Source organism: Streptomyces sp. NBC_00669, assembly GCF_036226785.1.
In the GTDB taxonomy this organism is placed as follows: domain Bacteria; phylum Actinomycetota; class Actinomycetes; order Streptomycetales; family Streptomycetaceae; genus Actinacidiphila.
Map to the genome: position 1 here is coordinate 2,540,749 of NZ_CP109018.1, position 11,203 is coordinate 2,551,951.

Sequence of the window (11,203 nt, forward strand, 5' to 3'; positions counted from 1 at the left end):
TTGGAAAGCGGTGGAGACGGGTGGAGGTGAGACGTGCCATGGAACGCGGGCGGAGAGTCGCGCCGCGGGGGGTGACCCCGCCTGGAGTGCGCCGGACTCCTGTCCGCCGTCCGCTCGATCGAGCGGGAAACGTTCGGCTTCTTCCAAAGCTAGGACACAGCGGACGTCCTGTCGCCAGGATTACTCGGACTTCCTACTATCTGAGACGGCCGGTCGTCCGTTCGGCCCCACGCGCCGCGAAAACCGGTACAAGGCAGCCCGAAACGGCAGCTCGAAACGGCAGCCCGGCGCGGCAGCCCGCAGGGGCCCGTCATGGAAGCCGCCCCCGTCTCCACGGGGGTCAGGAGACGGGGGCGGCGGAACGAGGGGCCGAGGTGCTCAGCCCTGGTGCGGGTAGCGGTAGTCGGTCGGCGGGACCAGCGCCTCCTTGATGGCACGGGTCGAGGTCCACCGGAGGAGGTTCTGCGCGGAGCCGGCCTTGTCGTTGGTGCCCGAGGCACGGGCGCCGCCGAAGGGCTGCTGGCCGACCACGGCACCAGTCGACTTGTCGTTGATGTAGAAGTTGCCGGCCGCGAAGCGCAGCCGCTCCATCACGTGCGCCACGGCCGCGCGGTCGCGGGCGACGACCGAGCCGGTGAGGGCGTACGGCGCCACGGACTCCATCTGGTCGAGCATCGCGTCGAAGGCCGTGCCGTCGGTGTCGTCGCTGTCGTCGTAGACGTGCACGGCGAGCAGCGGGCCGAAGTACTCCTCGCGGAAGATCTCGTTGCCCGGGTCGGTGCAGAGCAGCACCGTCGGGCGGACGAACCAGCCGACCGAGTCGTCGTACGTGCCGCCGGCCACCACCTCGACGGCCGGGTCGGCCTTGGCGCGCTCGATCGCGGCCTTGTTCTTGGCGAACGCGGCCTCGTCGATGAGGGCGCCGACGAAGTTGGTGAGGTCGGTGACGTCGCCCATGGTGATGCCGTCGACCTCGGCGGCGAACTCCTCCTTGAAGCCGCCCTCCCAGATCGAGCGGGGGATGTAGGCGCGCGAGGAGGCCGAGCACTTCTGGCCCTGGTACTCAAAGGAGCCACGGGTGAGCGCGGTCTTCAGCACCGCCGGGTCGGCCGACGGGTGGGCGACCACGAAGTCCTTGCCGCCGGTCTCACCGACGATCCGCGGGTAGGAGCGGTAGCCCTCGATGTTCTCGCCGACCGTGCGCCACAGGTACTGGAAGGTCTTGGTGGAGCCGGTGAAGTGGATGCCGGCCAGGTCGGGGTGGGTGAGCGCCACCTCGGAGACGGCCTCGCCGCGCCCGGTGACCAGGTTGATGACACCGTCGGGCAGCCCGGCCTCCTTCAGCAGCCGCATCAGCAGCAGCGCGGAGTGCGTCTGGGTGGGCGCCGGCTTCCACACCACCACGTTGCCCATCAGCGCGGGGGCGGTGGGCAGGTTGCCCGCGATCGCGGTGAAGTTGAACGGCGTGATCGCGTAGACGAAGCCCTCCAGCGGGCGGTGGTCGAGCCGGTTCCACACGCCGGGCGCGTTGGCGACCGGCTGCTCGGCGAGGATCTGCCGGGCGAAGTGGACGTTGAACCGCCAGAAGTCGACGAGCTCGCAGGGGCTGTCGATCTCGGCCTGCTGCACCGTCTTGGACTGGCCGAGCATGGTGGAGGCGACCAGCGTCTCCCGCCAGGGGCCGGCCAGCAGTTCGGCGGCGCGCAGGATGATGGCGGCGCGGTCGTCGAAGGAGGTGGCGCGCCAGGCCGGGGCGGCGGCCAGCGCCGCGTCCACGGCGTCCCGCGCGTCCTGGCTGTCGGCGGCGGTGCCGCTGCCCAGCTTGGCGGCGTGGTTGTGCGGCTGCACCACCTCGAACCGGTCACCGCCGCCCGGCCGTTCCCGGCCGCCGATCACCAGCGGCAGCTCGATCGGGTTGCCGGCCAGTTCCTTGAGCTTCGCTTCGAGCCGAGCGCGTTCCGGGCTGCCGGGCGCGTAGGTGTGCACCGGCTCGTTGACCGGCACGGGGACCTGGGTCACAGCGTCCATGGAGCGTGTCTCCTTGTGGGATCGGTTCAGCGGCTGGGGGCGAAGGAGCGCAGGAAGAAGGCGAGGTTCGCCGGGCGCTCGGCGAGGCGGCGCATGAAGTAGCCGTACCAGTCTGCGCCGTAGGGGACGTAGATGCGCATCCGCTCTCCGGACGCCGCGAGTCGCCGCTGCTCGGCGGTGCGGATGCCGTAGAGCATCTGGAACTCGTAGGAGCCGGGCGCGCGGCCGGCGCGGGCGGCGAGGTCCTGGGCGATGGCGATCATGCGCGGGTCGTGCGAGCCGACCATCGGGTAGCCGTCGCCCTCGAAGAGGGTCCGCAGCGCGCGGACGTAGGCGCGGTCGACGGACTTGCGGTCCTGGAAGGCGACGTGCGCGGGCTCCTTGTAGGCGCCCTTGACCAGCCGGACCCGCGAGCCGGCGGTGGCCAGGTCGCGGGCGTCGGCCTCGGTGCGGAAGAGGTACGACTGGAGCACGGCGCCGGTGCGCGGGTGCTCGCGGCGCAGCTCGCGCAGGACGGCCAGCGTCGAGTCGACGGTGGTGTGGTCCTCCATGTCGAGCGTGACGGTGGTGCCGGTCGCGGTGGCGAGTTCGGCGACCGCGCGGACGTTCTCCAGCGCGACGTCGTGGCCGCCGTCGGGCAGCGCCTGGCCGAAGGCGGAGAGCTTCACCGAGACCTCGGCGCGGTCGCCGAGGTCCGCGGCGGCCAGCGTCTCCAGCAGCCGCAGGTAGGCGTCGCGGGTGTGCCGGGCGGTGGCGCGGTCGGTGACGTCCTCGCCGAGGTGGTCGAGGGTGACGTCGAGACCGCTCGCGGTCAGCGCGTGGACGGTGTCCATCGCGGGGTGCAGCGCGTCACCCGCGACGAAGCGCTCGACCACCGGACGGGTGACGGGCGCGGCGGCGACGACGCGGCGCAGCCGGTCGCTGCGCGACGCGGCGAGCAGCACGGGACCGAGCACTGGGAGCCTCCTGGCGGGTGGCGGGACAGCGGAGGGGAAAGGGTTGTGGGTGCGGCGGGGGTACCGCCGCACCGGAGCGGCAGCACGGATCACGTGCCGTCACCGTGAATCTAGGTACCGGCCGCCGCGCGGGCCATCGACACCTGTCACGCATCCGGGTGCGACCCCTCATACATATGTATGAGGGCGATGAGGGAGAATGGACGCGTGGCCGCTGACTACGGTGATTTCCAGGATCTGGTGGACGAGGTCTCGGCGCTGCTCGGGGCGCCCGCGACGCTGGAGGACCGGGACTTCCGGCTGATCGCGTTCGGCGTGCACGACGGCGACGACGAAGCGGCGGTCGACCCGGTGCGGACCCGATCGATCCTGACCCGGCGCTCGACCGCGGAGGTCCGCGCCTGGTTCGAGCGGTTCGGCATCGCCCGCGCCACTGCCCCGATCCGTATCCCCGCGGCCCCCTCGGCGGGCGTCTTCACCGGCCGGCTCTGCCTCCCGGTCCGGCACGGCGGGGTGGTCTACGGCTACGTCTGGCTGCTCGACGAGGCCGACCACTCCCCCGCGCAGCTCAGCGCGGCGATGTCGGTCGCGGCACGGATCGGCGACCGGCTCGCCGCGATGTCGGTGGCCGGGACCGAGGCGGCCCAGGCGCTGCGGGCGCTGCTCACCGGGGCGACCCGGGCCGCGCGGGACACCGCGGAGGACTCGCTGCGCAAGGCGCTGGGCCCGGACGCGGACGAGCCGCACGCGCTGGTGTGCGTGTGGCCGCCGGACCGGGGCGGCAAGCGGCTCGCCGCGTCCCCGCCGGACCGCTGGGCCGAGCACTCGGACGACCTGCCGGGCGCGCGTACGGTGCCGGGCGCCGCGGCGATCGTGCGGGTGCCGGGGTGGGGCCGCTGGGAGACGGTCGCGGTGCTGGTACGGCTGCGCTCGCCGCAGGTGCTCGCGCCCGCGCGGACGGCCGCGACCCGGGTGCTGGCCGCGCTCGCGGCGAGCGCGGCGGCGAGCGCGGGGGCCGGTACGGGGGCCGGTACGGGTGGGGCTGCGGGGGCGGGCAGGGCCGCGGCCGAGCCAGGCACCGGTGCCGGTGCCGGCGCCGCCGAGACGGACGGGCTGGTCGCGGGGGTGAGCGACGCGCGCACCGCGCTGGCCGCGCTGCCCGGAGCCTGGCAGGAGGCGACCGCGTCCGCCCGGGCCGCCCGGGCCCAGCCGCTGCTCGGCCCGATCGCCAAGTGGTCGGGGATCGGCCCGTACCGGCTGCTCACCGCACTGCCGGCCGACGCACCGCCGGACCCGGCGATCGCTCCCCTGCTCACCGCGGCACACCGCGAACTCGCCCACACCGCCGAGGTGTTCCTCGACCACGCGGGCCAGGCCGGCCGCACCGCCACCGCCCTGGCGATCCACCGCCAGACCCTCTACTACCGGCTGTCCCGCATCGAGCAGCTCACCGGCCTCGACCTCTCCGACGGCGAGTCCCGTCTCCTGCTCCACATGGCCCTGAAGGCGGCCCGCCTGTAGAGGGGCGGACCGCACCGCGGTCGTATACGGCTACATGCTGTCGATCTCGGTCAGGTCGATGTCGATGGTGAACGGAGCGGAGAGCTTGAGGCGGTCGTGGTGGATGCCGGTGAGCGCGTACGCGTGGCCGAGCCGGTCCAACTCGTAGGTGTGGACGACTGGACGACCGCTGTCCATCCGCTCGACCAACCAGAAGTGCGGGATGCCCGCGTCTGCATAGAGCTGCGGCTTGCGCCCCCGGTCACGGCCGGCGGACTCCGGCGAGACCACCTCCACGGCGAGGACCACGTCCTCGGCCCGGTAGCTCGTCTCGGCGTGTCCGCCAGCCGGTACCGCCCGTTCGTGCAGCACCGTCAGGTCCGGTTCCGGCCGATTCTCCCTGTCCAGCACGATGGTCATTTCCCGGCGCACCCTGAGGTCCTTCGGCGCCAAGCCACGAAGTGTGTAGACAAGTAGATCCAAGACCAGAGCGTGAAAACTCTTCTGCGGACTCACGAAAACGAGGCTCCCGTCGATCAGCTCGGTGTGCGGCGGGAGATCGGGGATGCGGTCGAGGTCGTCCGCGGTGAAGCCACCCGGAGGGGGGAAAACCCAGTCCGGGAGTTTTTCTGCAGTCATCTGTCCTCCCATGGACGGGATCTTGTCGGTATTGATCAGATGAACGCCAGAAAACACCGGCGCTACCACCCAAAAGGGTTATTTGTAGTACCGGTGTTCCCTGGTCAGAGCGCTCAGATCAAGCGTACGCGCAATCGTCGTCCGGAATTCAGTCCGTGAGATTGACGGCGCGGGCCGACGTCGCACCGATCTCGTCGGCGATGTCGGTGAGGACGCCGGCCGGGATGGTGGAGTCGACGGTCAGGGCCACCAGGGCGTCACCGCCGGCGGCCGCGCGGGCGACCTGCATGCCGGCGATGTTGACGCCGACCTCACCGAGGATGCGGCCGATGGTGCCCACGATGCCCGGGCGGTCGGTGTAGCGCAGGAAGGCCATGTGGTCGGCGAGCGCGAGGTCGACGTCCTCGTCGCCGACCGCGACGACCTTCTGCAGGTTCTTCGGGCCGGCCAGCGTGCCGGAGACCGACACCTCGGTGCCGTCGGCGAGGGTGCCGCGCACGGTGACGAGGTTGCGGTGGTTGGGCGACTCGGAGCTGGTGGTGAGGCGGACCTCCACCCCGCGCTCCTGAGCGAACAGCGGCGCGTTGACGTACGACACCGTCTCGGCCACGACGTCCTCGAACACGCCCTTGAGCGCGCTGAGTTCGAGCACCTTGACGTCGTGCTGGGTGATCTCGCCGCAGACCTCGACGTCGAGGCGGGCGGCGACCTCGCCGGCCAGCGCGGTGAAGATCCGGCCCAGCTTCTCGGCGAGCGGCAGCCCGGGCTTGACGTCCTCGGCGATGACGCCGCCCTGCACGTTGACCGCGTCCGGGACCAGTTCACCGGCGAGCGCGAGCCGCACCGACTTGGCGACCGCGATGCCCGCCTTCTCCTGCGCCTCGTCGGTGGAGGCGCCCAGGTGCGGGGTCGCCACCACGTTGTCGAACTGGAAGAGCGGGGAGTCGGTGCACGGCTCCTTCGCGTACACGTCCAGGCCCGCGCCGGCCACCCGGCCCTCCTTGAGCGCGGCGGCCAGCGCCTCCTCGTCGACGATCCCGCCGCGCGCGGCGTTGACGATCCGCACCGACGGCTTGACCTTGTGCAGCGCCTCGTCGCCGATCAGGCCGAGCGTCTCGGGGGTCTTCGGCAGGTGGACGGTGATGAAGTCGGAGACCTCCAGCAGCTCGTCCAGGGTGAGCAGCTTGACCCCCATCTGGGCGGCGCGGGCCGGCTGCACGTAGGGGTCGTACGCGACGACGTTCATCCCGAAGGCGGACATCCGCTGGGTGACCAGGACGCCGATCCGGCCCAGGCCCACCACGCCGAGGGTCTTCTCGCTCAGCTCGACGCCGGTGTACTTGTTGCGCTTCCACTCACCGGCCTTCAGCGCCGAGTTGGCGGGCGCGATGTTGCGGGCGGTGGCGATGATCAGGCCGCAGGCGAGTTCGGCGGCGGTGACGATGTTGGAGGTCGGGGCGTTCACGACCATCACGCCGGCCTTGGTGGCGGCGGCCACGTCGACGTTGTCCAGGCCGACGCCCGCGCGGGCGACGACCCGCAGTTTGTTCGCGGCGGCGACCGCTTCGGCGTCGACCTTGGTGGCGCTGCGGATCAGGATGGCGTCGACATCGGTGATCGCGGACAGCAGTTCGGCTCGGTCCGCGCCATTGCAGTGCCGGATCTCGAAATCCGGGCCGAGCGCGTCGACCGTGGCCGGCGACAGCTCTTCTGCGATGAGTACGACAGGCTTCTGGCTCACGTGGTCCTCACTTGTTCCTGCGGGGGCGGCCGGTCCCGTGGGGCCGCTCCGGGGAGGGCGGGGTAGTGGGCTGACGCCTGAGCTCGCGCAGTGGCCGGCCGAGGTACGAGGCCGTCCGCGGAGCGAGTGAACAGGAAGCCCACCCATCCGAGGTAGTGGGCTGACGCCTGAGCTCGCGCAGTGGCCGGCCGAGGTACGAGGCCGTCCGCGGAGCGAGTGAACAGGAAGCCCACCCATCAGGGGATGGCATGCCGCGTGGAAGACGCACGACGCTGTGAGCCTGACGCGCTTGTTAAGGGAGTGTATCGGCGGGGTGGACCAGCGCCATCGCCGAAATGGAAGGATCACCCACAAGGGTTGCGTCGCTTCGTACAAACCCCGCCGGTTCTCCCCTGTTCAGGGGACCGGCCGGTGTACGAAGCGACGCTCGTCCGGCATTCGTCCGGGGGGTTGCCCCGGCGCGGCCTTACGCCTCCTCGTCCACCCAGCTCATCAGCTTGCGCAGCTTGCGACCGGTGGTCTCCAGCAGGTGGCCCTCGTCGGCCTTCTTGTACTCGTTGTACTTCGGCAGGCCCGCGTTGTACTCGGCGATCCAGTTGTTGGCGAAGGTGCCGTCCTGGATCTCGCCGAGGATCTTCTTCATCTCGGCCTTGGTGTTCTCGTTGATGATCCGCGGGCCGGAGACGTAGTCGCCCCACTCGGCGGTCTCGGAGACCGACCAGCGCATCTTCTCCAGGCCGCCCTCGTACATCAGGTCCACGATGAGCTTCAGCTCGTGCAGGCACTCGAAGTACGCGATCTCCGGCTGGTAGCCGGCCTCGACCAGGGTCTCGAAGCCCGCCTTGACCAGCGCGGAGGTGCCGCCGCACAGCACCGCCTGCTCGCCGAAGAGGTCGGTCTCGGTCTCCTCGGTGAAGGTGGTCTTGATGACGCCGGCGCGGGTGCCGCCGATGCCCTTGGCGTACGAGAGCGCGAGCGCGAACGCCTTGCCGGTGGCGTCCTGCTCGACGGCCACGATGCACGGCACGCCGCGGCCTTCCTCGTACTGGCGGCGGACCAGGTGGCCCGGGCCCTTCGGGGCCACCATGCAGACGTCCACACCGGCCGGCGGCTTGATGAAGTCGTAGCGGATGTTGAGGCCGTGGCCGAAGAAGATGGCGTCGCCGTCCTTGAGGTTGTCCTTGATGGAGTCCTCGTAGACGCGGGCCTGGATCGGGTCGGGCACCAGGATCATGATGACGTCGGCTTCGGCGGCGGCCTCGGCGACCGTCACCACGCGCAGGCCCTGCTCCTCGGCCTGCGCCTTGGACTTGGAGCCCTCGTGCAGACCGACGCGCACATCGACGCCGGAGTCACGCAGCGACAGCGCGTGGGCGTGGCCCTGGCTGCCGTAGCCGATGACCGCGACCTTGCGGCCCTGGATGATGGACAGGTCGGCGTCGTCGTCGTAGAACAGCTCGGCCACTTCGGGTCTCTCCTTGGATCGGTTGGTACGGCCCACCGTACGACGGGTGGGCGAGAAGGGGTTTCGGGGTCTCGCCATACGGATCGGCCGGCGCGCGGATCACCCGCGCCGGCCGATCCGCTGCTTCACGCGGAACGGTCGAGCGCGCGCAGGCTCCGGTCGGTGATGGAGCGGGCGCCGCGGCCGATGGCGATGGTGCCGGACTGGACCAGCTCCTTGATGCCGAACGGTTCCAGCATCTTGAGCATGGCCTCCAACTTGTCGGCGCCGCCGGTGGCTTCGATGGTGACGGCCTCCGGGGAGACGTCGACGGTCTTGGCGCGGAAGAGCTGCACGATCTCCACGATCTGCGACCGGGTCTCGTTGTCGGCCCGCACCTTCACCAGCACGAGTTCACGGGCGACCGCCGCCGACGGGTCGAGTTCGACGATCTTCAGCACGTTGACCAGCTTGTTGAGCTGCTTGGTGACCTGTTCGAGCGGCAGTTGGTCCACCACGTTGACGACGATGGTGATCCGCGAGATCTCGGGGTGCTCGGTGGTGCCGACCGCGAGGGAGTCGATGTTGAAGCCGCGGCGCGAGAACAGCGCGGTGATCCGCGCCAGGACGCCGGGCTTGTTCTCCACCAGGACGGAGAGGGTGTGCTTGGACATGTCTGTGGTTTCCTTCGTCGGACGTCAGTCGGACGTCAGTCGGCCGCTCTTCTGGTCGGAGGTCCTGCTCTCTCCCGCAGCGGGCGGCCTCGCTCCTCGGCCGCCCGCTGCGGGAGCTCGGGCGTCAGTCCTCCGCGCCGTCGCCGAAGTCAGGCCGCACGTCCCTCGCCGCCATGATCTCGTCGTTGGAGGTGCCGGCCGCGACCATCGGCCAGACCATGGCGTCCTCGTGCACGATGAAGTCGACGACCACCGGGCGGTCGTTGATCTCGTTCGCCTTGGCGATGACCGCGTCCAGTTCGTCGGGGGACTCGCAGCGCAGACCGACGCAGCCCATCGCCTCGGAGAGCTTGACGAAGTCCGGCACCCGGGTGCCGCGGTTCTGGATGGAGCCGACGCCCTGGGTGGAGCCGGGCACGCTCTCGGCGCCGGAGTGCAGCACCGTGTTGGAGAATCGCTCGCCGTAGAAGAGGTTCTGCCACTGGCGGACCATGCCCAGGGCGCCGTTGTTGATGATGGCGACCTTGATCGGGATGTTGTTCAGGGCGCAGGTGGTCAGTTCCTGGTTGGTCATCTGGAAGCAGCCGTCGCCGTCGATCGCCCACACGGTGGCGTCCGGCCGGCCCGCCTTGGCGCCCATCGCGGCTGGCACCGCGTAGCCCATGGTGCCGGCGCCGCCGGAGTTGAACCAGGTGCCGGGCTGCTCGTACTTGATGAACTGGGCGGCCCACATCTGGTGCTGGCCGACTCCGGCCGCGAACAGCGTTCCCTCGGGGGCGAGTTGACCGATCCGCTCGATGACCTGCTGCGGGGAGAGGCTGCCGTCCTCGGGCACCTCGTAGCCGAGCGGGTAGGTGTTGCGCCAGAAGGACAGCTGCCGCCACCAGTCGGTGTAGTCGCCGCGGTGGCCGGCCTCGTGGTCGGCCTGGACGGCGACGATCAGGTCGGCGAGCACTTCGCGGGCGTCGCCGACGATCGGCACGTCGGCGACCCGGTTCTTGGAGATCTCGGCCGGGTCGATGTCGGCGTGCACGACCTTCGCGAACGGCGCGAAGGTGTCCAGCCGGCCGGTGACGCGGTCGTCGAAGCGGGCGCCGAGCGCGATGATCAGGTCGGACTTCTGCAGCGCGGTGACCGCGGAGACGTCGCCGTGCATGCCCGGCATGCCGACGTGCTGTGGGTGGCTGTCGGGAAACGCGCCGAGCCCCATCAGGGTGGTGGTGACGGGCGCGCCGGTCAGCTCGGCGAGGATGCGCAGCTCCGCGGTGGCGCGGGCCTTGAGCACGCCGCCGCCGACGTACAGCACCGGGCGGCGGGCCTCGTTGATCAGCCGGGCGGCCTCGCGGATCTGCTTGGCGTGCGGCTTGGTCACCGGGCGGTAGCCGGGCAGGTCCGTCTGCGGCGGCCAGCTGAAGGTGGTCTGGTTCTGCAGCGCGTCCTTGGCGATGTCGACCAGCACCGGGCCGGGGCGGCCGGTGCCGGCGATGTGGAACGCCTCGGCGATGGTGCGCGGGATCTCCGCCGGGTCGGTGACCAGGAAGTTGTGCTTGGTGATCGGCAGGGTGATGCCGCAGATGTCCGCTTCCTGGAAGGCGTCGGTGCCGATGGACTTCGAGGCGACCTGGCCGGTGATGGCCACGATCGGCACCGAGTCCATGTGCGCGTCGGCGATCGGGGTGACCAGGTTGGTCGCGCCCGGGCCTGAGGTGGCCATGCACACGCCGACCTTGCCGGTGGCCTGCGCGTAGCCGGTGGCGGCGTGGCCGGCCCCCTGCTCGTGGCGGACCAGCACGTGGCGGACCTTGGAGGAGTCCATCAGCGGGTCGTACGCCGGCAGGATCGCGCCGCCCGGGATACCGAATACGGTGTCGGCGCCGACGGCCTCGAGGGAGCGGATGAGGGCCTGTGCACCAGTCATGCGCTCCGCGGGGGCGGCGGGTGCCGCGCTGCGGCTCCGCTGCGGGTGGTGGGACCCGGTGGCCTGCTCGGTCATCTGCGTTCTCTTCTCTCGAAGATGAGGGTTTGCGGTGGTGCGTCGGTGCTCTGGTACTGCGGTGGCTGCGCCGGCGTTCTGGTGCCGGACAACAAAAAACCCCTCGTGCCGTGAGGCAAGCGAGGGGAGCGCGCCGGTGCGGTGCGAGGCGGATGATGCCTCGGTCAGCCGACGCGCTTTCCAAGTACGAGAATTCGGGTGCGCATGGCACAGACCCTCCTCCCGCCC

General features: G+C 70.7%; 8 protein-coding genes. 1 reads left to right on the forward strand and 7 read right to left on the reverse strand.

The features are described from left to right. Positions 1-378 precede the first annotated feature (378 nt). Together pruA and OG896_RS10130 are read right to left on the reverse strand one after the other, a co-directional pair. Positions 379-2,028, reverse strand: coding sequence for an L-glutamate gamma-semialdehyde dehydrogenase (gene pruA, locus OG896_RS10125; RefSeq protein WP_329364301.1), 1,650 nt, complete (start codon positions 2,026-2,028; stop codon positions 379-381). 26 nt (positions 2,029-2,054) lie between these two features. After that, a complete protein-coding gene (locus tag OG896_RS10130) occupies positions 2,055-2,984 on the reverse strand; it encodes a proline dehydrogenase family protein (protein WP_329364303.1) in 930 nt (309 codons plus the stop codon). Between the two features lie 189 nt (positions 2,985-3,173). On the opposite strand from OG896_RS10130, the gene OG896_RS10135 reads away from it, so the two are divergent. Continuing rightward, positions 3,174-4,505 (forward strand): PucR family transcriptional regulator, encoded by a 1,332-nt coding sequence (locus OG896_RS10135; protein WP_329364305.1) that lies wholly within the window; start codon positions 3,174-3,176, stop codon positions 4,503-4,505. 30 nt (positions 4,506-4,535) lie between these two features. Here OG896_RS10135 and OG896_RS10140 read toward each other — a convergent pair whose 3' ends face one another. The 5 genes from OG896_RS10140 to OG896_RS10160 form a co-directional block, all read right to left on the reverse strand. Then, positions 4,536-5,123 carry a Uma2 family endonuclease gene (locus OG896_RS10140; RefSeq protein WP_329373865.1) on the reverse strand — a complete coding sequence of 196 codons (588 nt, stop codon included), beginning with the start codon at positions 5,121-5,123 and terminating at the stop codon, positions 4,536-4,538. A 148-nt stretch (positions 5,124-5,271) separates the two neighbouring features. After that, positions 5,272-6,864 carry a phosphoglycerate dehydrogenase gene (gene serA / locus OG896_RS10145; protein ID WP_328469871.1) on the reverse strand — a complete coding sequence of 531 codons (1,593 nt, stop codon included), beginning with the start codon at positions 6,862-6,864 and terminating at the stop codon, positions 5,272-5,274. Between the two features lie 466 nt (positions 6,865-7,330). Beyond that, the gene (gene ilvC, locus OG896_RS10150; RefSeq protein WP_329364307.1) at positions 7,331-8,329 is read right to left on the reverse strand and encodes a ketol-acid reductoisomerase; all 999 of its coding nucleotides are present in this window, start codon (positions 8,327-8,329) and stop codon (positions 7,331-7,333) included. Positions 8,330-8,454: 125 nt separating this feature from the next. Beyond that, positions 8,455-8,982 (reverse strand): acetolactate synthase small subunit, encoded by a 528-nt coding sequence (gene ilvN, locus OG896_RS10155; protein ID WP_328469867.1) that lies wholly within the window; start codon positions 8,980-8,982, stop codon positions 8,455-8,457. A gap of 124 nt (positions 8,983-9,106) precedes the next feature. Further along, positions 9,107-10,975 carry an acetolactate synthase large subunit gene (locus tag OG896_RS10160; RefSeq protein ID WP_329364309.1) on the reverse strand — a complete coding sequence of 623 codons (1,869 nt, stop codon included), beginning with the start codon at positions 10,973-10,975 and terminating at the stop codon, positions 9,107-9,109. Positions 10,976-11,203 lie beyond the last annotated feature (228 nt).

What these genes read in the sequence shown, in the direction of transcription:
- ilvN (WP_328469867.1), bottom strand. Translation starts at nt 8,982, where the DNA reads ATGTCCAAGCACACCCTCTCCGTCCTGGTGGAGAACAAGCCCGGCGTC.
- OG896_RS10140 (WP_329373865.1), bottom strand. Translation starts at nt 5,123, where the DNA reads ATGACTGCAGAAAAACTCCCGGACTGGGTTTTCCCCCCTCCGGGTGGC.
- OG896_RS10135 (WP_329364305.1), top strand. Translation starts at nt 3,174, where the DNA reads ATGAGGGAGAATGGACGCGTGGCCGCTGACTACGGTGATTTCCAGGAT.
- pruA (WP_329364301.1), bottom strand. Translation starts at nt 2,028, where the DNA reads ATGGACGCTGTGACCCAGGTCCCCGTGCCGGTCAACGAGCCGGTGCAC.
- OG896_RS10160 (WP_329364309.1), bottom strand. Translation starts at nt 10,975, where the DNA reads ATGACCGAGCAGGCCACCGGGTCCCACCACCCGCAGCGGAGCCGCAGC.